Genomic DNA, 21,621 nt, shown 5'->3' with positions numbered 1-21,621 from the left:
AGAACCATTTTGTTCAAGACTTTCGCTATTTTATTTATTTTATTCACTCAAAAACTGGGCAAGCTCTTCCAAACTGATCTTTTCCTCATAAAGCGCCTTGCCCACTACAGCCGCATAACAGCCCATTTTATCCAACTCCCGCAACTCCTCAATAGAAGAAATCCCCCCATTGGCAATAAACTTCAAATCCGGAAACTGGGCCAATAAAGAGGCATACAAATCTAAAGAACTCCCCTGCATCATCCCGTCTTTATCAATGTCTGTGCACAAAATATACTGAATCCCATGCCACTGATAGTTCGTAATAAAGTCAAAGAGCTTAAATTCTGTCTCTCGCTCCCAACCCTCAATCCGAATGAGCCCATCCAATACATCAGCCCCCAAAATAATGCGGTCTTTCCCATATTTTTGCAACCAAGATAAAAGCAGTTTCGGGTTCTTTACCGCCAAGGTCCCAATCGTCACTTTTTGCGCACCAGCCGCAAATACCTGAGCCAAATCCTGATCCGACTTGATCCCACCACCAAATTCTACCTCCAAATCCGTCTCTTCCGTGATCGCCCGCAAAATCTCATAGTTGACCACCCGACCCGCTTTGGCCCCATCCAAATCTACCAAATGCAACTGCTTTACCCCAGCCGCCGCAAAACGCTTGGCCACCGCTACCGGGTCTTCATCGTAAACTTTGGCTTCTTCAAAACTTCCCTTGGTCAAACGAACACATTTACCATTCAGGATATCTAAGGCAGGTATAACTTTAATCATAAGGCTTTTTTTTGATTGGCTTGGAACTCTAGGTCTTGGCTCTAAATTTAACAACTTTCTAAGAAAATAAGGCCCCTCCCCACAAAAACAAGACAGCTAGCAGGGAATAAAATGAAGGATCTAAAATAATTACTTCCCAAAACAAACCTAGCCCAAAGCTTAATCCCCTAAAAGACAAATCCACCAAAAGTAATTTTTCTAACTTTTTTTAAGGCTAGTCCTTTTTTTATTTGGGGCTGCCCCTCGCTCCGCTCGGGTCGGGCTGTTTCGCAGCTCGCTGTTCGCTCGGCCCTGCAGCGCTTCGCGCTTTGGTCTGGCCTTCGGCCACTGCTGTCCATCCCTCAGCCGAGGCGCTCCGCGCCTTGAAGGCGGCTACGCCGCCTCCCCCAACGCAAATCTTTAATAAAGTTCCAATCTTTTTTAAGACGGCTTTGTTCGGAGCAAGGAAGACTTATTATCTTTGCCACTTCATTCTCAATTAGAAACGCCTATCATGAGCCAGCAAGAGTCAAAAGAGCAAGAATTTATGGAAATTTGGGGCGCCTCCGAGCATAACCTCAAAAAAATTAACTTGCGTATTCCCCGCAACCAATTGGTCGTCATTACTGGGGTAAGTGGTAGCGGCAAATCATCGCTGGCCTTCGATACTATCTACGCAGAGGGCCAAAGACGCTATATGGAGACCTTCTCCTCTTATGCCCGACAGTTTATCGGAAATATGGAACGACCCGATGTCGAAAAAATTGAAGGCCTTAGCCCCGTTATCGCTATCGAACAAAAAACAACCAGCAAAAATCCCCGCTCTACCGTAGGTACAGTTACCGAAATTTACGATTTCCTCCGCCTACTCTATGCCCGCGCTAGCGATGCCTATTCTTATAAGACAGGCAAAAAAATGCAACGCTATAGCGAGGAGCAAATTATCGAGCATATCTTCCAACACTTTGAGGGGAAAAAGGGCATCTTGCTGGCCCCCTTGGTCCGCGCCCGTAAAGGACATTACCGCGAACTCTTTGAACAAATGCGCAAACAGGGCTTTACCAAAATGCGCATAGATGGCTATATGATCGACCTTGAAGCAGGTATGCAAATCGACCGCTATAAAACTCATGATATTGAGTTAGTAGTAGACCGCCTCAAGGTGAGCAAAAAACGCCGCGACCGCTTCGAACTTTCTCTAAAAACAGCCCTCAAACATGGCAACGGCTTTGTCATGTTTATGGAACACGAAAGCGAAACAATTCATCAGTATAGTAAATATCTGATGTGTACCGATTCTGGCATTTCCTATGAAGAACCCTCCCCCAATAGCTTCTCTTTTAACTCCCCCTATGGCGCCTGTCCCCACTGTAAAGGCTTAGGCGAACTACATGAGGTAGACCTAGAACTGGTCATTCCAGATGATAGCAAAAGCATTAACGAACAAGCTATTGTCCCCCTAGGAGAGGTCCGAAAAAACCTAACTTTCAAACAACTGCGCGCCCTATCCAAAAAATATAAGTTTAGCTTCTCTACTCCTGTCAAAGAAATTCCCGAAGAAGCTCTCCGGACCATTCTCTATGGTGGAGACGGTAGCTTTGATGCCCGCAATTTTGGCCGAGAAGAATTATCGCACAATCTAGCCGATGAAGGCCTGGTGCGTATGCTCAAACATTATTATAAAAGCTCTAGCTCTGAGAAAATCCGCTCCTGGGCCGAGGAGTTTATGCGGGTCATCGATTGCCCCCAATGTGAAGGCAGCCGCCTGCGCAAAGAATCACTCTATTTTAAATTGGCCGAAAAAAATATCGCTGAATTAGCCCAAATGGATATCCGCAGCCTCTATGATTGGCTAGAAGAACTCCCCAGCCAGTTGAGTAAACGCCAACAGCTAATTGGTACCGATATTATTAAGGAATTACGCCTCCGACTAGGCTTCCTCCTAGAGGTGGGCCTCGATTATCTGCAACTCAATCGCCCCGCCAGAACCCTCTCCGGCGGAGAATCTCAACGCATCCGACTAGCTACCCAAATTGGCTCTCAACTGACCGGTATTACTTATGTCTTAGATGAACCTAGTATCGGCCTGCACCAAAGAGATAATGAACAGCTTATTGTAGCCCTCCGAGAATTAACCGATATCGGCAATTCGGTCTTGGTGGTAGAACATGATAAAGATATTATGCTGGCCTCCGATTATCTAATCGATTTAGGACCAAAAGCCGGTAAACTCGGTGGCGAAATTGTCGCCGAAGGAAAACCCCAAGACTTCCTCTCTCAATCGGGCATTACTGCCGATTATCTGGCTAACCGACTCAAGATCCTGACCCCTACAGCCCGCAGAAAAGGCCATGGTAAACAACTTCAGCTAAAAGGAGCAAAAGGCAATAACCTGAAGTCCGTCGATTTAGAACTGCCACTAGGAACGCTCATCTGTGTCACTGGCGTATCGGGTAGCGGAAAATCAACCCTAGTCAATGAAACCCTCTACCCTATTCTCCGCCAACATTTCTATAATTCGATCCAAAAACCCCTTGCCTATGATAGCATCGAAGGAATAGAACATATTGATAAGGTCATCGAAATTGACCAACAACCCATTGGCCGAACCCCCCGCTCTAATCCCGCTACTTATATTGGCGTTTTTGACGAAATTCGCAAGCTCTTTGCCGCTATCCCCGAAGCTAAAATCCGAGGCTACAAACCCGGCCGCTTTTCCTTTAATGTCTCTGGCGGACGCTGCGAAGATTGCGGAGGTAGCGGCTACCGCCTAATCGAAATGCAGTTTTTACCCAATGTAGAGGTAGAATGCGAAAACTGTAAAGGCAAACGCTATAATCGCGAAACCCTCGAGATTATTTATAAGAAGAAAAGTATTAGCGATGTGCTACAGATGTCGGTAGACGAAGCTAGCGACTTCTTTGCCGACCTGCCCAAAATTCATCGCAAAATTGCTACCCTCCAAGATGTAGGCCTAGGCTATATTACGCTCGGACAATCGGCAACGACGCTCTCTGGTGGAGAAGCCCAACGCATCAAACTAGCCAAGGAGCTGTCTAAACGAGATACGGGCAATACCTTCTATATTCTAGATGAACCCACCACCGGATTACATTTTGCCGATATTCGCCTGCTGCTCAATGTCCTCAATATGTTGGTGGAAAGAGGCAATACGGTCCTGGTGATTGAACATAATATGGATGTCATTAAGGTAGCCGACTATCTGGTTGATATTGGTCCAGAAGGAGGGGCCAAAGGCGGGCAAATTATTGCCCAAGGCAGCCCAGAAGAAATTGCCGCCTGCCCCAATAGCCATACTGGCCGCTTCCTAAAACTAGAGTTGTAGCCCCTTGGCCATCAAAAAAGGGATATCGCTTAAGCGATATCCCTTTTTCTTAAATTAAGCCCCTAGCCTTGAGCTCCAAATATTTATTTACAGTATTGATAGACAAATCCTCGGGCCGAGTTAAAATAGACTGAATGCCATATTGCCGCAACTCCCGAACTATCCGCTGCTTTTCTTCTACAAACTTTTGCGCAATGGTCCGATTGTAAATCATTTCAGTATCATAAGCCTCTTGCTTGGCATAATCCTGAATTTCGGTATTCTCAAAAAAGACAACCACCAACAAATGCAAATGGTTAATGCGCCGCAAAATGGGCAAAACCCGCTGCATGGCCGAAAAACTCTCAAAGTTGGTGTAGAGAAAAATCAAGCTGCGGCGGCGAATAAAGCGACGAGAGGCCTGAAACAACAATTCATAGTTGGCCTCAAAGTTTCGCTCTTTCTCTCGATAAAGCGCCTCCAAGATGGTCCGCAAATGCTTGGGCCCACTTTCTGCCTTTACCGTGCTTCCAATTTTATCCGAAAAGCTCATCAAGCCCGCCTTATCGTGCTTTTGTAGGGCAATATTCAAAATGACCAAGCTGCTGTTAATAGCATAATCCATCAAGCTGAGGCCCTCAAAAGGCATTTTCATCGAGCGGCCTTTGTCTATCACACAAAAAACCTGCTGCGAACGCTCATCTTCATATTGGTTAACCATCAACTCATTGCGGCGGCTGGTGGCCTTCCAGTTGATGCTCCTAAAGTCATCGCCTTTTACATAGTTTCGGATTTGCTCAAACTCATAGCTGTTCCCTAGCCGTCTCATTTTCTTGACACCTGGAAAAATAGAGATTCGAGCAAGGGCCAAAAGCTCATATTTGCGCATTTGAATAATAGAGGGATAAACGGGAATCGTCTGCTCCTGCTCTACAATAATATGCCGCTCAATCAGGCCCAATTTAGACCGCAAAAAGATGTTGATATTTCTAAACACATACTCTCCCCGCTCCAAAGGCTTGAGCTCATAGACCAAGGTATCTTTTTCCCCTTTTTGCAGCTGATGAAACAACTGAAAATCTCGCTTTTGAAATTGTAAGGGGAGCTCGTCAATGATTTCTAGGGATAAAGCAACAGGCGACTGATTGTCTAGCTCTAATTTAATGGGGTTGGGGTCGCTAAGCGAGAACAACTTGGGCAGTTTTCGCGCTGCTTTGAGCTTAATCTTAGGATGAAAAAGCAAAATGGCATCAACAACAACCAAGGCCAAAAAGAGGAAAAGCGCTACCTGCGCCATAACCAACAACCAGCTAGCGGCCATACCCAAGGCCAAAAAGACCACCAAGCTCCCCAAAACGATAAAAAACCGTCGGGGAAGATGCAAGGGTTTTAGGGCCAATTGGCTGGCGGCAACAATGAGCGCCAAACGAAGGGCATAAAGCAAAGGAGCCGCAATGCCCAAAGGCAAAAAACTAAGGCCAAAAACGGCCAAGAGGCCCAAAAAGAGGTATAAAGATCGCTTAGACATAGGGAGGATTCAAATCTATTACTAGAGAGTAATTGATAAAATAGGGTTTTTTTTTTAAGATGTTTACTTTCCTCTTTAAAACTAAGCGGCTCCGCTATTTTTTTGGCCCAAGAAGGCGGCGCAGCCGCCAAGGCGCGAAGCGCCTCGGCTGAGGGATGGATAGCAGTGGCCCGCAGGGCCAGACCAAAGCGCTTTAGCGCTGCAGGGCCGAGCAGACCTGCGAGCTGCGGCACAGCCCGACCCGCAGGCCCAGAGGGCCGAAGGGGCAGCCCCTAATCCTCCTCAAACAACAGTTGTAGCAGCTGCTGCTCATAATTGGTCATACTAAACTGCTCAGCAGTTGCTTTGGCGGCCAATTGAAAGCCCTTGATTTGCTGAGTGTCTATGGCTTGAAAAAAATTCAATTGTTGGAGTAAGTCGGCCTCCGTCCGAAAAAGAAAGCCATTTCGTCCATGCTGAACAAAGCGGCTATTTTCGCCAATATCGCTAGCTAAAACGGGCAAACCCACCGAAAGGTATTGCTTTGCTTTAAAGGCAGATTTGGCCTGATTGAAAGGATGATCAACTAGAGGAGCCAGGCCCAGATCCATCTTGGCTAAATAGGGATAAACCCAGTCATCTTCTACCCAATTTAAATGTTGAGGAATCACTAATTGAATATGAGGAGATAGGGCAAAATACGCTTGAATTTCGGGAATGTCGCTCTTTTTCTTTATGCCCAAAAGATGTAACTCTACTGGAAACTGGAGTTTTTTGAGGGCTGGAAAAAGCAAGCTATAAACATTTGTTTTATGCGAAAACAGCTTTGACTTTTTGCGTCCATCGCCAAAATCACCCAACCAAATCAAACGCAAAGGCTGATGTTTTGGCCCAGTTTGTTCTTGCTGCCGAGGCACCGCAGAAGTATGAATGCGGCAATTGGAATTAAAGGCTTGCGCATACTCTTTGAGGGCTTGGCTCCCTAGGCTACAGGCTTTGGCCTTACCCAAAAAAAAGTGCATATTTTGACTAGGCTGTCGGTAGTTCTCGGCATCGTCCAAATCAAAAAAACTAATATTGGGACGACAAAAAACCAAAAAGCGAAGCAGGTAGCCATAGTAACGGGTAGAGCAGACCTTCTGAATGAAAATCCGACTATTTTTCTTGGGCCAAAATAACAATTGGCTGTAAATCCACAGAAATCTAAAGCGCTTTTGCCAATGAGCAGAGGGCTGTATAAAGTCTACCGTAATCTGGCCCGATTTGGCCAAATTGCGCAAAGGAAAGTAGGCCCGATAGCGAGCGCTAGGGCAAGAAAGGTTGTAGGGCAAAAAACAATAGACATGTTTTCTAGGTATTCTGTTCTTCATCCCCAAAAATAAAAAAAGCTGCCTCTCTAAAAAAGAGAAACAGCCGTTAGCAAAGTTAGGAAAGTTTGGAGGCGCTACTGCTTAGCAGCCGAAAGCTCTAGGTCTAGCTGCGCTCCGTTATATTGCACATACTTGATGTGCGGGGGAAGGGTTATTTGATAGCTATATTCTTCGCTACAGCTCTTTTTGGCCAGCACCAAATCGCTGGGTTCTTTAGCCATTTTGACCAGAAAAACCTGCTCTTGCGTCTGCTCTTCTCCAACAAGCTCATAGCGCCCTTTTTTGATCAAGAACTCTAGCACACGAAGGCTGCCGCCATCGCCTAAAGTAATCACTTGATCAACACGCAAACGAGTGCCTTGGGCATATTTTACCGAGATCTTGGCTCCTGCTGGCAGCTCCAAATTGAGAATTTCGCAGGCCATAGAAGGACGAAAAGACTGAAAATGCATGCCGCTAACATCTTGGGCAAATAGCTGTTGGCCCAGAAAAACTAGGCTCAGGAGCAAACTGAGGGGGAGGAATTGTTTCATTATTCTTTTTTTATGTTCTTGCTTCAGAACAGCGAACATAAGCCAACTATTGTTCCAATTCAACCCCTATCCCCCAAAAGGGGGGGTTTTAACAATTTCCCAGCCCCTTAATGCCCAATTTCATGCAGCTCTTTAACCAATTTTTTGGCCGCTTCTTCCTGCTTTAGTTTGCGTAGCAAATACAAATAGGTTTGGCCATACTCCTGAGAAGGCTTAGCCTCAAAGGCCGATTTGGCCCATTTTAAAGCCTCCTTATAGTATTTTTCTTGCAGTTGCGCCTCTCCAAAAATGCGGGCATACTTATGCTGCATTTGAGCATCGCCATATTTTTTGAGCTGTTTTTTGCTATACTTTAGCGCCTTGGGCCAATCTTTTAGGGCTATATAATAATCTACCCAAGCCTGGGCCTCAAAGGATTTAGCCAGCTTGGCATCGGCCTTTTTTAGCTTTTTGCTGGCCTCCTTAATTAGGGCCGGAGCCTGAAATTCTTGGGCCTTTTTGGCCGTTGCCCGAGCAGCCACTAACAACTGATCTAAAAAGACCTGCTCCCCTTTTTCTGCCCTGGCCTTTTGCTGCTGCTCCAACAAGAGCTCAAAGGCCGTACAATCCGCTTCTAAGGCAAAATCAAAGAGGAAATCTAGGTTCTCTTTAGTCCTCCAATCCTCCTGCGTCCGAATATATTCATTGGCAATTTTAAGGCTCGGCTTGCCCCCCATCAAAAGGGCATAAGCATAGGCCCGCAGCAGTTCTGGACTCCGATCGCCCTCCTCATAACGCGCTGCAAACTCCCCACTATGGTCAATTTTTGATAAGGCCGTTTGGCCCAACTGCAAAAAACGATCAATCGGCAAACCACCCCTTTGATAATGCACCAACTCCCCTTCTGCATCAATAAAAAGCAAGGTCGGATAAGCCGAAACCTGGTACTTTCTGGCCAAAGCGGGCCCCTCCCCTTTCTCCATGTCAATCTTCAAATTGACAAAATGCTTATTGTAAAAATCACCCGCTTCTGCCTGCGAAAAAACCGTTTTGGCCATGCGCTTACAAGGGCCGCACCAGCTGGCATAGGCATCCAAAAAAATGATTTTATGCTCTTTTTTGGCCAACTCTCGGGCCTCGGCAAAGCTGCCATGAAAAAACTCAATTTGCCCAAAAGCCGATTGCTGCAAAAACAAAACAGCCAAACAAACAAAGGTGGAAACTAGTCTGTACATACGATTTGATTATTTTTTATTTTTTGGGGCCTCCTGCCTACGGCAGGCGCTACGTTTCGCAGCTCGCAGGTCTGCTCGGCCCTTCGGCCTTCGGCCTCGGTCTGGCCCTGCGGGCCACTGCTGCACATCGCTAGGCCATTCGGACCGAGCGTCTACTTCCCCAAAATCCATAGAAGAACTATTACAAATTTAAGCAGAAATCTATTAGTTTGTTGGGCTAGTTTAGCCGAACTTTGCTGAAGGCTTGAACTATTCAGCGCTTTAGCTAGTTAGCCCAAGTAATTTTTAATCTGCAAAAAATAAATTTATGTCACTGAGTGAACGCATCAAAGAAGGCCTAAAAACGGCCATGAAGAACAAAGATGAGGCCCGCAAACGGACCATCCGCGCCATTAAGGCCCAACTTCTCCTGATGCAAACTGACGGCACAGGTGCCGAAATTACCGAAGAGCGCGAGCTCAAGATGCTACAAACCATGGTAAAGCAAAGAGAAGACTCGCTCACTACTTATCAAGAACAAGGCCGCGAAGAATTGGCCCAAGTAGAGGCAGAGGAAATCGCCATCATCAAAGAGTTTTTGCCCGCTCAACTAGAAGGCGAAGCTTTGGTGGCTGAAATTAAGGCCATCATTGAAGAAGCTGGCGCAAGCAGCATGAAAGATATGGGCCGCGTAATGGGTATGGCCAGCAAAAAATTGTTGGGCAAAGCCGATGGCAAAAGCATTTCGGCCACCGTTAAGCAACTACTCGGATAAATAAAAAAGCATGGGCGTTGATATCGTTTTTATTATCATGGTAGCCTATGGCTTTTACTTTGGCTACGTCTATGGCCTAATTAAAGTGGTGGTTTTTATCATCTCCTTAATTTTAGCCCTAGGCGTATCTATGTATATTACCCCCGCCTTAAGCGACTTGATTAGCCTGACCATCGAGATCGACTCCGCCTTTTTGCCCTTTGTGGCCTTTTTGGTCTCTGTTTTTGGCATTATGGCCATTGCTCGAATTATTTTCTTGCTCTTTGATAAAAACGTAACCAGCAAAAGGGTCAATCAGTTTACCCGCGCTATTGGCGGATTTATGATGTCGGGCATGTTTAGCTTTTTGTTTTCGGTTTTGGTCACCTTTTTTAGCCAAGCCCATGTACTAACTCCCGAAAAACTAGAACATAGTTCTTTTTTCTATCCCTATGTACAAAAAATACCCAATGTGGGCACCGCCGTTCTAGAACGAATTGCGCCCTATGTGGGCAGCTTTACCAAATACATGAAAAAGTCATTGGACCAACTGCGGGAAGGAGGAGCCTACAAAGAAGAAGGCCCTCGGCTAGATGATTTATTTATGGAGGAAGATTATAGTTTGGACAGCCTTAAAAAGGCGCCGCCCCCTCCTCCCCCAACAGCAGATAGTACAGACTTAAGTACAGAAGAAGACTAGACAACGGCTATGCGTTTATTGCTAATAGATAATTATGATTCCTTTACCTTTAATCTTTATGATTATTTTTTACGTTTAGATTGTAAGGTAGTCGTCATTCGAAATGATGCGGCAGATTTGCTCTCGCAATTGGCCCAAGGAGGCTGGGACGGGCTTTTGCTCTCTCCTGGTCCAGAACGGCCCGAAAAGGCGGGGCAGCTCATGGCCGCCCTAGATCTTGCCTATGAGTTGGACCTGCCTACCCTAGGCATCTGTTTGGGCCATCAGGCCATTGGCCTAAAATGGGGAGCTGTTCTTCATCGGGCAACGCAGCCCATGCATGGCAAAACCTCTCTGATTCAACATCAGGCCAAGGACCTCTTTGAGGGCTTGGCGCAGCCCATGCAAGTCATGCGCTACCATTCGCTCATTTTAGACGATTTGCCCAGCCGCCTAGAAGCGACGGCCTTTGGTCCCCAAGGCGAAATTATGGCCCTTAGGGATAAATTGGCCCCAGTTTGGGGAGTACAATTTCACCCCGAATCCATTCTGAGCCCTGAAGGGCTCTCACTTTTGGCCAACTGGCTCCACAGTTTGGCCCTCTTAAAATAATATGCTTATGCTTGCAGCCAATTTGATTTCTTATGCCGTTCCGCCCCTAAGGGCTAGCGATAGCGGTGAAAAGGCCCTCAATTGGATGAGCGACTTCCATGTTCGCCACCTCCCTATTGTAGAGGACCGACAGCTTTTGGGCATTCTCTCCGAAGATGAGTTGCTCAACTTTAATGCGCCAGAAGAAAGCATTTTGGAAAATGAGCCCATTTTGCTGCATAAGAGTGTAGAGCCTGGCCAACACCTTTTTGAGGTCATGAAACTGATTGTAGATACCAATCTTACGGTAGTGCCTGTTTTGGACCAAGAACAAAATTATTTGGGGCTCATCACCCTAGAAAATTTGCTGCGGCATTTTGCCGAAACGGGGGCCATTTCGCATCCTGGAGGCATGCTCCTCATTCGGATGCCCGCCCGCGATTATTCTTTGGCCGAAATTGCCCGTTTGATTGAAGGCGAAAACTGTAAGGTCTTGAGTTGCTTTATCTCTTCGGCCCCAACGGATGCTCATTTAGAGCTCACGCTCAAGCTAAGCCGCCAAGACCTTAAGCATGTGGTGGCCACCTTAGAGCGTTTTGGTTATGAAGTAGAGTCTTTTTATGAATCAGAATATTTGGATGATCTTCGAGATCGTTATGAGGGGCTAATGCGCTACCTCAATATGTAATAGGAAAGGGGAGTCGCTTAAGCGACTCCCCTTTTTTTGGGCCCAGTGGCAGGGCCCTACAAACTGGGCGAAGATGGTCCAAAAGGCCCAGCGCTGCGCAGCCGTGGCCCGCAGGGCCAGACCCAGGAGCCGCAGGCGACGCAGGGCCGAGCAGACCTGCGAGCGGCGCAGCATAGCGGCGGCCAGCTTGCTGGCCGCGGGCCCCTAAAAAATAGCTAGATCAGCTTGCAGGCGAATCAGATCCTCAAACGTTTCTCGCTCTCGGATGAGATAGGCCTGGCCCTCATGCAAAAGAACCTCGGCGGGGCGGTAGCGAGAATTGTAGTTGGACGCCATCGAAAAGCAGTAGGCCCCCGCATTTTTGAAGGCCAAGATATCGCCTTCTCGGACCTCCGCCAGTTTGCGGTTATAGCCAAAAGTATCGGTCTCGCAAATGTAGCCCACCACCGTATAAATCTTGGGTTTGCCCACAGGATTTGAGATATTGACGATCTCGTGATGAGCATCGTAAAACATGGGGCGGATGAGGTGGTTAAAACCGCTATCGATGCCAACAAAAATGGTCGAAATGGTTTGTTTGATCACATTGGCTTGGGCCAAAAAGCAGCCCGCTTCGCTGACCAAATATTTGCCGGGTTCAAACATCAATGTCAGTTCTCGGCCCAGCTCCTCGCAAAGCGCATTAAAGCGTTGAGAAATCTCTTGGCCAAACTCCTGCATATCAGTTTCGATATCGCTCTCCTTGTATTTCACCTTAAAACCACTGCCCAAATCGACATAGCGAACCGTATCGAATTTGCGGGCAATATTGAAGAGAATATCGGCCGCCATAGAAAAGACCTCCACATTGAGAATGTCGGAGCCGGTATGCATATGCACCCCTTCAATATTGAGTTTGAGGCTGCTTACAATTCGTTCGACCAGGGGCATTTGGTGGATAGAAATACCAAACTTAGAGTCGATATGGCCCACCGAAATCTTTGCATTTCCGCCCGCCATAATATGCGGATTGATGCGGATACAAAAGCCTTGGCCGGGGTATTTATGGCCCAAATACTCTAGCATTTCAATATTATCGATATTCAGTTTGACGCCTAGGGCAAGAGCCGCTTCTAGCTCCTCGGCCCCTACCGAATTGGGGGTATAAATAATATCTTCAGGGGCAAAACCAGCTGCTAAACCCAGCTTAATTTCTTGATAAGAAACGGCATCTAAGCCAGCGCCAAGGCTGCGCAATAGTTTAAGGATCGTCAGGTTGCTTAGGGCCTTGCAGGCATAGTTAATTTTGACCGAAGGGCAGGCCGATAAGGCCTGCTCCATTTTGAGGTACTGCGATTTGATTTTGGCGCTATCATAAACAAATAGTGGGCTGCCAAACTCTTGGACCAGTTCTTCTAGGCCAAGTTGGCCCAATTCATAGCGCTCTTGCGCATCATTCCATTGCATAGGGTTAGACATAAAAAGTGAATAAAAAATAAAACGGGCGATCTCCATACTCATGGAAACCGCCCGTTTTGGAAGCTTGTCTACAGCCAATAGTCTACCGGCTGCCTTCCTCATTGCTAGGCGGCTGCTGTGGTTTCTTCTTGGGCTGTTTCTTAGGGGCTGCTGCGGCCTCTAAGTCATCATAATCTTGATTATAAATTTCATCTTGATTGGTCATATCCTCTCCTTCTTCATCAAAGGTATCGCCACGGCCAAACTGTGCATATTTGAGGCAGTTCATTTCACGGTCAATTCTTTCGGGTTCGGGGAATTTGGCCTCGGTATCTAGTCCAAAGGCTTCATCGGCCTCTAGGTAGCGGAGCACATTTTGGAAAATGGGGCGGGCCATGCTCCCCCCTTGGCCATAGCGCAGGCTACGGAAGCGGATAAAGCGGTCGTCGCAACCCACCCAGGTTCCTACCACTAGATTGGGCGTAATGCCCATAAACCAGCCATCGGCTTGGAAGTTGGTGGTTCCCGTTTTTCCGCCATAAGTACTTTTAATCCCTTGGAAGCCAGGAGCGCCAGCTTGCACACTTTTGAGCATTTGGCTCATCACATAGGCGCTACTTTCAGATAATACTTGCTGCGTAATTTGATCGGCTGAATTATAGATGAGGTTGCCATGTCGGTCCTCAATTCGCTCTACAAAAACGGGTTCGTTATAAATCCCTTTATTGGCAAAGATGCAATAAGCTGCGGCCATTTCTAGGGGCGTAAGGTCTGGCGTTCCCAAACAAATTGTGGGAGAAGCGGGCACCTTGGCGGTATCAATTCCGGCCTCATGCAAAAAGGATCTAAAGCGCTCGGTGCTGCCCAAATCTTTCATCAGTTGAGCAGAAACAGAGTTGAGCGATTGGCGGAGGGCCTGCGTTAGGGTAAGGCGTTGCCCGCTATATTTGCCATTGGCATTTTTTGGGGTCCAGTTCTTAATTAGGCCAAAATCGCCATAGCCTTTTTCAATCGTAATTTTCACATCTTCCACCTCATAGCAAGGCGAGTAGCCTCTCAAGTCAATATTGAGCGCATAGAGGAAGGGCTTCATACTAGAGCCCACCTGACGACCAGCTTTGGTATAAGTTTGTCCAGGACGTTGTTTGTTCGGGTGCACATACAAGCCGCCCATACTAACGTGATCGAGCTTGAAATAATGGTGGTCAATACCGCCCACCCAAGCTTTTACATGTCCCGTTTGCGGCTCTATAGACACCGAGCCCGTTTGCAAGAACATCCGGTGATAGCGAATAGAATCCAGTGGGCTCATCAGGGTATCTTTGGTCCCAGGGCCCCAATGTTCTCCATTTTTCTGATAGGCAAAAATGCGCATCTCTACAGGCGTCTGCATATACTTGAGCAGCTCCTGATACTCGCCTTTAATGGTTTCCCATTTGCCCGATTTGAGCAAATCTCGATAGAGCTCGACCTGCTTTTTCGTGGCATAGCCATCTTTTTCCCAGCCAGCAAGAACGGCCTCGGCCTGCTCTTTTTTGCTGCGTTTTTTATTGGCCCGTTCTAGGGTTTGCAAGCGAGAAATATCAATATCTCGCAGTTCATATTTTGCGGCTGTTTTGAGGTAGTCTTCACGGACCGCCTGATAGCGCTCAGAGTTCCAAATCAAACGATCTAAGGCCCGCAAACGCAGTTGGATTTCTGCCTCTGTGTTTTTATGCGTTTTGTAGGTCCAGGGGTTATATTTGCTATAGCCAATAGGCGGATCAATCATGTTCCAATCCTTCCAATGCTTAAATAACTTTTCCTGATGCTCACTGAGGTGGTCCCAAACGGCCTGCTCCGCATTGCGCTGGGCTCTAGAATCAATGGTGGTATAAATTTTTAGGCCATCTCGATAGACATCATAGGCCTCGCCATTGGGCTTGAGGTTTTCAGGCCGACTCAAGACCTCCTTGACGTACTCCCGCAAATATTCGCGGAAATATGTGGCCTGCCCTTCGTTGTGGTTCAAGACCTGAAAGCTGCCCTTATTGATTTTTTCTTTGCGATATTTATGATAGTCAGCTTCTGTAATATGCCCCGCCATTTGCATATTTTTCAATACCACCTCTCGGCCTTTCAAGGCCTTTTTCATATCTCGGCGATAATTGAACAGGGCGGGGTTTTTTAACATCCGAACCAACATAGCCGCCTCTGGCACAGTCAGTTCACTGGGCTTTTTCCGAAAGTATGTTTCGGCTGCCGAGCGAATACCATGGGCATTATACAAGAAGTCAAACTCATTGAGATAGTTCGTAATAATCTCTTTTTTGGTATAAGAACGCTCCAATTTTACCGCCGTCAACCACTCTTTGAGCTTCACCTGCAAAATGGTCCAAAGCCGCTCTACCGACCCCATGCCTCGAGTATCGGGCCGACCCACTAGCAATTTGGCCAACTGCTGCGAGATGGTACTTCCCCCTCCCGCATTCCGCTGCTGGAAAACAATGGTTTTCACCAACACCCGCGCTAGAGCCTCCGGGTCAATACCCGAATGGCTATAAAAACGAGCATCCTCAGTAGACACCAAAGCATTGACCACCGCTGGGGCAATGCTATCATAAGTAACTAAGGTCCGGTTTTCAATATAATATTTACCCAAAAGCTCTCCATCGCTACTATAGACCTCAGAGGCCAAACGCAACTGCGGATTCTCCAGCTGGTCAAAAGAGGGCAGCTGAGTAGAGAGATAGGCAAAAAGACTAAAGACAGAGACAAAGCCCAAAATAAAGATGCCCCAAATCCAACGCAAAATGCGCTTGAAGCTCTTTTTATGTTGCTGACGATAGCTCAGTTCGGGAACGGCCGCTGTCGGTTTATTTTCTGATGACATAATGGGTCCAATTTATTGGGGGAAAATGCTTTGGGGCAAATATCGCCTTTTTTGGCCAATTTTTAAATCCGAGCCAAACTCCTTTTCTTCTCCCTACAGTTTGCTAACTTTGTGCTGTTATTTTGGGGCCTCCCGCCTGCGGCGGGCGCTACGTTCCAGGGCTCGCTATTCGCTCGGCCCTTCGTTTTTTCGCTACGCTCAAAAACTCGGTCTGGCCCAAGGGCCACCCTTGCACATCGCTAGGCCATTTGCCTCCCTTCGGTCGTCAAATTAAGGCGCTGCGCGCCTTGCTGGACCACAATACGATTATGGACAAAATACTCATTATTCAACCCGCCTTTTTAGGCGATCTTATTCTGGCCACTGCCCTGATCGAAAAGCTCAGGACCTATTACCCTTCTGCCCAAATTGATCTCTTGATCCGCAAGGGCCAAGGCCGCATCCTCAAAGGGCATCCGCATATTCATCAATTGCTAGAGCTAGACCGCAGCAATAAATGGCGCTCTATTCGGCAACTTTTGGCTCATATTCGGCCCCAAAACTACGATTTGGTGGTCAATTGCCACCGACATTTTACCGCCGGCCTCTTGGCCAGCCTCTCTAAAGGGAAAAAAGTAGTGGGCTTTAAGAAAAATCCTTTTTCTTGGGCCTTTAGCCAAGCCGAAGAGCATATTTGGGCCGAACAAGAGGTTTATAGAAACCATCGTCTAATTGCTGCTTTTACCGATAAAGAAGCCGCCATGCCCAAGCTCTACCCCTCTGCAGAAGATTGGGATTTTGTAGCAGAGAATTATGGCCAAAAGCCTTATATTACGATTTCGCCCGCCTCTTTGTGGGAAACCAAGCGCCTACCTTTGGCCGTTTGGGCCGAACTACTTCAGCAATTGCCCAAATCGCTCTATGTATATGTTTTGGGTGGCCCAGCCGACCGCGAACATGCGCAGGCATTGGTCCAATTGGCCAACCGCCCCAATTTGTACAATTTGGCTGGGCAACATAGTTTTTTGCAAGATGTGGCCCTTATGAAAGGCGCAATACTCAATTATGTCTTAGATTCGGCGCCCTTGCATATTTGCTCGGCCATAGATGCGCCTGTAGCGGCCGTTTTTTGCTCTACCTCGCCTACCTATGGCTTTGGCCCCTTGTCTAAAACGCAATTTATTATTCATCAACAACCGGCCCCGGCCTGCTGGCCCTGCGGCTCGCATGGCTACACTGCCTGCCCCAAAGCCCATTTCAACTGTGGCCAAATTGCAGTAATGCCCCTATTGGCTCCACTAAAACAGCTAGCCCATGAGTTATTTTAAGCCCTTCCCAATGCTCCAAAACGACAAACTACTTTTGCGTTATATGGAGGAAGAAGATGCCCGAGCACTCTTTAGCCTCAGGTCAGATGCCGAGCAAATGCGCTACATTGACCGCCCCTTGCATCAAACAGAGGCCGAGAGCCTTGCTCATATCGAGATGCTGCAAGAACAAATTGATAGCGGAGAAGGCATCAGTTGGGCCATTTCTTTGCCTGGCCACCCCAGAATGATTGGCTCTATTTGCCTCTTTAATTTTTCTGAGGACCGCAAAGAAGCAGAAATTGGCTATGAGATCCACCCCAATATGCAACGCCGCGGCCTCATGAAAATGGCCATTGAACTGGTCCTGAACTATGCCAAAAATGAGCTCCAATTGCGCTATGTTCATGCCCATACCCATAGAGAAAATGAAGGCTCTAAACGCTTATTGGCCCAGCATCAGTTTAGAATATTGGGCGCCTCGCCCATAGCTAAAGATAGCTTTTGGTACCGTAAACAGTTCTAGCTGGCTGGCCTAGCGATGTGCAGCAGTGGCCCGCAGGGCCAGACCGAGCCGCTGAAAGCGGCGAAGGGCCGAGCGAATAGCGAGCTGCGGAACGTAGCGCCTGCCGCAGGCAGGAGGCCCCAAAAAAATCAAAAAAAGAGCAAGAGATGAGCTATCAAGTATTAAAATTACCTCCTAGAGAAGAGCTAGAGACCATTCCTTTATTGAAAAAAGCCATTGAGGCCAACCGTGTGTTAGCGGAACTAAAGGGAGTAACTGGAACACTGCCCAATGCTAGCATTTTGGTAGATAGCTTGATTTTAACAGAGGCCAAAGAAAGCTCTGCCGTAGAGAATATTGTGACCACTCATGATGCACTTTACTCGGCTCGTTCTACACAAGAAGTAGCTAGTTTGAGCACTAAGGAGGTATTAAATTATGCTTCGGCCCTAAAGACGGGTTTTGCTTTAATACAAGAGCAGGGCTTATTGCTCAACCGCCATATCCTACAAATTCAGGAAGAACTAGAAGCCAATAATGCAGGTTTTCGGACACAGGCGGGGACTAGCTTAAGAGATGCTTACGGCAATTTAATCTACATGCCCCCTCAAGATGCAAAAGAGATAAAGGACCTGATGGCTAACTTAGAGGCTTATATCAATGAGCCCGAAATGGATCATTTAGACCCCCTAATAAAAATGGCCGTGATTCACTTTCAGTTTGAAAGTATTCACCCTTTCTATGATGGCAATGGAAGAACTGGGCGAATTATTAACATTTTATACCTCTGCACCCAAAAACTTCTAGATTACCCTATTCTCTACCTTAGTAAATATATTATTGCCACAAAAGCGGCCTACTATGAACGCATACAAGCTGTTCGGGATCATGGCGACTGGACCTCTTGGGTGCTTTATATCTTAGAAGGGGTGATTCAAACCGCTAGGAGTACAATTCAAAATATTCAAGCCATATTAAGGCTGATGAAAGACTATAAAGATCAAATTCAGGCCAGGCTACCTAGAATATATAGCAAAGATCTATTAGAGCATTTATTTAAGCATGTTTATACTAGGGTGGAGCACTTACAATTAGCCATTGGTAAAAGTGAATCTACTGCTCGTAGGTACTTAGAGCAACTATTTGAACTAGGCTTCCTTGAAAAAAGAGCCTATGCCAATAGCCATATTTATATTAACCCCCGACTTTTTAGCCTACTCACTAAGATTTAAACCTTATTTTCAGCCCCCTTCCTTCAAAAAGGGCGATTTTTGACGGAGAAACAGCCCCCTTCCTTCAAAAAGGGCGATTTTTGACGGAGGAATATTCCCCGCCTTTCAAAAAGGACCTTTTTTGAAAGGGCCTATTTATTATCATGACCTCTTAAAGCCGAATGAAATTGGCCAAGTCTAAGAAAAAGACCAAAGTGACGCCTTTAATGGCGCAATACAATGATTTTAAGCAAAAATATGCCGATGCCGTCCTGCTCTTTCGAGTAGGCGATTTTTATGAGACCTTTGGGAGTGATGCTGTGCTGGCCTCCAAGGTCTTGGGCATCACGCTGACTGCTCGAAACAATGGCTCTTCTAAGATTGAGCTGGCGGGTTTTCCGCATCATTCTTTAGATACCTATTTGCCCAAATTGGTACGGGCAGGTTATCGGGTGGCCGTTTGCGACCAACTAGAGAAGCCCTCTAAGCAAAAGAAAATTGTAAAAAGAGGGGTGGTTGAGCTGGTTACGCCGGGCATTACCACCAATGACAATATTCTGGACCATAAGAGCAACAACTTTTTGGCCGCCCTGCATATTGGGCGCAAAGATCAGCTCGGTTTGGCCCTCCTCGATATTTCTACCGCCGAGTTTTTGGTGGTTGAAGGCAATACGGCTAGCATCGATAAATTGCTGCAAAATTTTCAGCCCGCCGAGATCATTTATGCCAAAAATCAGAAGAAAGAACTTTTGGAGCGTTTTGGAGAGCGTTATTATACTTATGGTATTGAAGATTGGGTCTTTATGCCCGATTATAGCCGCGAAAAACTGCTGGAACAGTTTGAAGTGAGCTCCTTAAAAGGCTTTGGCATTGAGCAATTGGAAATGGCCCAAATTGCCGCAGGAGCAATTCTGCATTATGTACAAACCACCGAGAACAAAAACCTCAAGCATATTGTACAAATTGCTCGGATTCCTACCGACCGCTATGTTTGGATGGATAGTTTTACTATTCGCAACCTAGAGTTGGTGGGCAGCGCCTACAGCTCTGGGGTGAGTTTGTTGGATGTCATGGACAAAACGATTTCGCCTATGGGCAGCCGTTTGCTACGCAAATGGGTCCTGATGCCTCGCAAAGACTTGACGTCTATAGAGAGTCGACATGAGGTGGTGCAAGCCTTTATTGACCAACCCAATTTGGCCTTGCTAATTGCAGATCAATTGCAGCAATTGGGCGATCTAGAGCACTTGGTGGCCAAAATTCCTTTGGGAAAAATCAACCCCAGAGAGGTCCGCCAATTGCAACGCTCTATTCTGGCCCTTGGCCCAATTAAGGAGGCTTTGGCCCAAGATAAACAGCCCCAACTACAATCTATTGCCGAACGCATGCAGCTTTGTCCCCTACTCTGCCAAAGAGTAGATAATTGGCTAAAGGAAGAGCCCAGCGTTAAAACGGATAAAGGCGGCTTTATTGGAACTGGGGTATCGGAGGAGCTAGACGAATTGCGCGACCTGATTGCCAATAGCCGCGAACACCTAGAGCGCATCCGAGTCAAAGAGGCCAAAGAAACAGGCATTGATAAGCTCAAAATTGGCTTTAATAATGTTTTTGGCTACTACCTAGAGGTCACCAATCGCTATAAAGATAAGGACCTGATTCCCGATCATTGGGTGCGCAAACAAACCCTGACCAATTCTGAGCGCTACATTAGTGAGGAGCTGAAACAATTGGAGGGCAAAATCCTTTCTGCCGAAGAGAAAATCATTGCCTTAGAGCAAAAGCTTTTTGGAGAGCTGGTCCTTTTCCTCAATGATTATATCCGCCCCGTACAAACTAATGCCCAACTAGTGGCCCAACTCGACTGCCTGCATAGCTATCATGTTTTGGCCCTGGAGCAGAATTATTGCCGTCCCCAAATGCATGAGGGGCTCGACATTGAGATTAAGGCGGGCCGACATCCCGTGATTGAACAACAGCTCAAGGCTGGAGAGCTGTATGTGCCCAACGATATCTTTTTGGACAATGAGCGACAGCAGATTTTGATGATTACTGGCCCAAATATGTCGGGTAAATCCGCCCTTTTGCGACAAACGGCCCTAATTTCCCTAATGGCCCAAATGGGTGCCTTTGTCCCTGCCGATAGCGCTAAATTGGGCCTTATTGACCGCATTTTCACCCGGGTGGGCGCCTCCGATAATATCTCCTCTGGCGAGTCCACTTTTATGGTGGAAATGAACGAAACGGCCAGCATTCTCAATAATATCTCGAACCGCAGCCTCATTTTACTGGATGAAATTGGGCGGGGAACGAGTACTTATGACGGCATTTCTATTGCCTGGGCCATTGCCGAATATCTGCATAACCACCCCACAGCTCGGCCCAAAACGCTTTTTGCCACCCACTATCACGAGCTCAATGAGCTGGCCCAACAGTTTGACCGCATCAAGAATTTTCATGTGGCCACTAAGGAGCTGGGCAAAAAGGTCATCTTTTTGCGCAAGCTCAAGGCAGGCGGCTCCGAGCACAGCTTTGGAATTCATGTGGCCAAAATGGCGGGCATGCCGCCACAGCTCATTTTGCGCGCCAGCGAAATTTTGGCCCAACTCGAAGAGCAACGCTCGGCCCAAGAGGAAAAAGCCGAAAGTCTAGGCGACAAACTCAAGGCGGTCCAAAATGTACAGGCCATGCAGCTCAATATCTTTGATGCCGCTCCCGATCCCCGTTTCGAGAAAATGCGGGATTATGTGGAGGCCCTAGACCTTAACCGCATGACGCCCATTGAGTCTATGCTCAAGCTGCTGGAAATTAAAAAGATGCTAGGCGAGGAAGATCATTAGGTTTTGGGGCTGCCCCTTCGGCCTTCGGCCTCGGGTCGGGCTGTCCGCAGCTCGCTGCTCGCTCGGCCCTGCAGGCTTTTTCGCTTTGC

General features: G+C 47.1%; 16 protein-coding genes. 9 read left to right on the top strand and 7 right to left on the bottom strand.

Features of this window, described 5'->3' with window-relative positions; translation table 11 throughout:
- Window positions 1–39: 39 nt before the first annotated feature.
- Window positions 40–765: a 1-(5-phosphoribosyl)-5-[(5-phosphoribosylamino)methylideneamino]imidazole-4-carboxamide isomerase gene (hisA, locus tag OP864_RS08460; protein ID WP_270100762.1), complete on the bottom strand. Its 726-nt coding sequence runs from the start codon at window positions 763–765 to the stop codon at window positions 40–42.
- Between the two features lie 493 nt (window positions 766–1,258).
- Here hisA and uvrA point away from each other — a divergent pair, with 493 nt between their 5' ends.
- Window positions 1,259–4,090 carry an excinuclease ABC subunit UvrA gene (gene uvrA, locus OP864_RS08455; RefSeq protein ID WP_270100761.1) on the top strand — a complete coding sequence of 944 codons (2,832 nt, stop codon included), beginning with the start codon at window positions 1,259–1,261 and terminating at the stop codon, window positions 4,088–4,090.
- A 49-nt stretch (window positions 4,091–4,139) separates the two neighbouring features.
- Here uvrA and OP864_RS08450 read toward each other — a convergent pair whose 3' ends face one another.
- The 4 genes from OP864_RS08450 to OP864_RS08435 all read right to left on the bottom strand — a co-directional run bounded on the left by OP864_RS08450 (window position 4,140) and on the right by OP864_RS08435 (window position 8,693).
- Window positions 4,140–5,597 (bottom strand): DUF58 domain-containing protein, encoded by a 1,458-nt coding sequence (locus tag OP864_RS08450; RefSeq protein ID WP_270100760.1) that lies wholly within the window; start codon window positions 5,595–5,597, stop codon window positions 4,140–4,142.
- A 272-nt stretch (window positions 5,598–5,869) separates the two neighbouring features.
- On the bottom strand, window positions 5,870–6,946 hold the full coding sequence (locus OP864_RS08445; RefSeq protein WP_270100759.1) for a glycosyltransferase: 1,077 nt from the start codon (window positions 6,944–6,946) through the stop codon (window positions 5,870–5,872).
- A 74-nt stretch (window positions 6,947–7,020) separates the two neighbouring features.
- Window positions 7,021–7,479 carry a hypothetical protein gene (locus OP864_RS08440; RefSeq protein WP_270100758.1) on the bottom strand — a complete coding sequence of 153 codons (459 nt, stop codon included), beginning with the start codon at window positions 7,477–7,479 and terminating at the stop codon, window positions 7,021–7,023.
- Window positions 7,480–7,586: 107 nt separating this feature from the next.
- Window positions 7,587–8,693, bottom strand: a complete 1,107-nt coding sequence (locus OP864_RS08435; RefSeq protein ID WP_270100757.1) for a thioredoxin family protein — start codon at window positions 8,691–8,693, stop codon at window positions 7,587–7,589.
- Between the two features lie 307 nt (window positions 8,694–9,000).
- On the opposite strand from OP864_RS08435, the gene OP864_RS08430 reads away from it, so the two are divergent.
- The 4 genes from OP864_RS08430 to OP864_RS08415 are packed head-to-tail and all read left to right on the top strand — an operon-like array spanning window position 9,001 to window position 11,384.
- Entirely contained in the window at window positions 9,001–9,447 is a 447-nt protein-coding gene (locus OP864_RS08430) for a GatB/YqeY domain-containing protein (RefSeq protein WP_015692483.1), read from the top strand.
- Between the two features lie 10 nt (window positions 9,448–9,457).
- Complete coding sequence (locus tag OP864_RS08425; protein WP_270100756.1) at window positions 9,458–10,126, top strand: CvpA family protein; 669 nt, start codon at window positions 9,458–9,460, stop codon at window positions 10,124–10,126.
- A 9-nt stretch (window positions 10,127–10,135) separates the two neighbouring features.
- On the top strand, window positions 10,136–10,717 hold the full coding sequence (locus OP864_RS08420) for an anthranilate synthase component II (protein ID WP_270100755.1): 582 nt from the start codon (window positions 10,136–10,138) through the stop codon (window positions 10,715–10,717).
- 7 nt (window positions 10,718–10,724) lie between these two features.
- On the top strand, window positions 10,725–11,384 hold the full coding sequence (locus tag OP864_RS08415; RefSeq protein WP_270100754.1) for a CBS domain-containing protein: 660 nt from the start codon (window positions 10,725–10,727) through the stop codon (window positions 11,382–11,384).
- A gap of 204 nt (window positions 11,385–11,588) precedes the next feature.
- Here OP864_RS08415 and lysA read toward each other — a convergent pair whose 3' ends face one another.
- Together lysA and OP864_RS08405 are read right to left on the bottom strand one after the other, a co-directional pair.
- Window positions 11,589–12,830: a diaminopimelate decarboxylase gene (gene lysA / locus OP864_RS08410; RefSeq protein ID WP_349294453.1), complete on the bottom strand. Its 1,242-nt coding sequence runs from the start codon at window positions 12,828–12,830 to the stop codon at window positions 11,589–11,591.
- 94 nt (window positions 12,831–12,924) lie between these two features.
- Window positions 12,925–15,693, bottom strand: a complete 2,769-nt coding sequence (locus OP864_RS08405; protein ID WP_270100752.1) for a transglycosylase domain-containing protein — start codon at window positions 15,691–15,693, stop codon at window positions 12,925–12,927.
- Between the two features lie 308 nt (window positions 15,694–16,001).
- Between OP864_RS08405 and OP864_RS08400 the strand changes: the two genes are divergently transcribed.
- The 4 genes from OP864_RS08400 to mutS all read left to right on the top strand — a co-directional run bounded on the left by OP864_RS08400 (window position 16,002) and on the right by mutS (window position 21,532).
- Complete coding sequence (locus OP864_RS08400) at window positions 16,002–17,000, top strand: glycosyltransferase family 9 protein (RefSeq protein WP_270100751.1); 999 nt, start codon at window positions 16,002–16,004, stop codon at window positions 16,998–17,000.
- Window positions 16,987–17,505 (top strand): GNAT family N-acetyltransferase, encoded by a 519-nt coding sequence (locus OP864_RS08395; protein WP_270100750.1) that lies wholly within the window; start codon window positions 16,987–16,989, stop codon window positions 17,503–17,505. The genes OP864_RS08400 and OP864_RS08395 overlap by 14 nt, the downstream gene beginning before the upstream one ends.
- A gap of 146 nt (window positions 17,506–17,651) precedes the next feature.
- Window positions 17,652–18,716 (top strand): Fic family protein, encoded by a 1,065-nt coding sequence (locus tag OP864_RS08390; protein ID WP_015692473.1) that lies wholly within the window; start codon window positions 17,652–17,654, stop codon window positions 18,714–18,716.
- Window positions 18,717–18,877: 161 nt separating this feature from the next.
- On the top strand, window positions 18,878–21,532 hold the full coding sequence (gene mutS / locus OP864_RS08385) for a DNA mismatch repair protein MutS (RefSeq protein ID WP_270100749.1): 2,655 nt from the start codon (window positions 18,878–18,880) through the stop codon (window positions 21,530–21,532).
- Window positions 21,533–21,621: the final 89 nt, after the last annotated feature.

It is taken from the genome of Saprospira grandis (assembly GCF_027594745.1).
GTDB classification, from domain to species: Bacteria; Bacteroidota; Bacteroidia; order Chitinophagales; family Saprospiraceae; genus Saprospira; species Saprospira grandis.
This window is presented reverse-complemented; position numbering and strand designations above follow the sequence as displayed.

Coding starts and splice junctions, on each gene's coding strand:
- hisA (WP_270100762.1), bottom strand. CDS start 765: ATGATTAAAGTTATACCTGCCTTAGATATCCTGAATGGTAAATGTGTT.
- uvrA (WP_270100761.1), top strand. CDS start 1,259: ATGAGCCAGCAAGAGTCAAAAGAGCAAGAATTTATGGAAATTTGGGGC.
- OP864_RS08445 (WP_270100759.1), bottom strand. CDS start 6,946: ATGAAGAACAGAATACCTAGAAAACATGTCTATTGTTTTTTGCCCTAC.
- mutS (WP_270100749.1), top strand. CDS start 18,878: ATGAAATTGGCCAAGTCTAAGAAAAAGACCAAAGTGACGCCTTTAATG.
- OP864_RS08420 (WP_270100755.1), top strand. CDS start 10,136: ATGCGTTTATTGCTAATAGATAATTATGATTCCTTTACCTTTAATCTT.
- OP864_RS08430 (WP_015692483.1), top strand. CDS start 9,001: ATGTCACTGAGTGAACGCATCAAAGAAGGCCTAAAAACGGCCATGAAG.
- OP864_RS08400 (WP_270100751.1), top strand. CDS start 16,002: ATGGACAAAATACTCATTATTCAACCCGCCTTTTTAGGCGATCTTATT.
- OP864_RS08435 (WP_270100757.1), bottom strand. CDS start 8,693: ATGTACAGACTAGTTTCCACCTTTGTTTGTTTGGCTGTTTTGTTTTTG.
- OP864_RS08450 (WP_270100760.1), bottom strand. CDS start 5,597: ATGTCTAAGCGATCTTTATACCTCTTTTTGGGCCTCTTGGCCGTTTTT.
- lysA (WP_349294453.1), bottom strand. CDS start 12,830: ATGCAATGGAATGATGCGCAAGAGCGCTATGAATTGGGCCAACTTGGC.
- OP864_RS08395 (WP_270100750.1), top strand. CDS start 16,987: ATGAGTTATTTTAAGCCCTTCCCAATGCTCCAAAACGACAAACTACTT.
- OP864_RS08390 (WP_015692473.1), top strand. CDS start 17,652: ATGAGCTATCAAGTATTAAAATTACCTCCTAGAGAAGAGCTAGAGACC.
- OP864_RS08440 (WP_270100758.1), bottom strand. CDS start 7,479: ATGAAACAATTCCTCCCCCTCAGTTTGCTCCTGAGCCTAGTTTTTCTG.
- OP864_RS08415 (WP_270100754.1), top strand. CDS start 10,725: ATGCTTGCAGCCAATTTGATTTCTTATGCCGTTCCGCCCCTAAGGGCT.
- OP864_RS08425 (WP_270100756.1), top strand. CDS start 9,458: ATGGGCGTTGATATCGTTTTTATTATCATGGTAGCCTATGGCTTTTAC.
- OP864_RS08405 (WP_270100752.1), bottom strand. CDS start 15,693: ATGTCATCAGAAAATAAACCGACAGCGGCCGTTCCCGAACTGAGCTAT.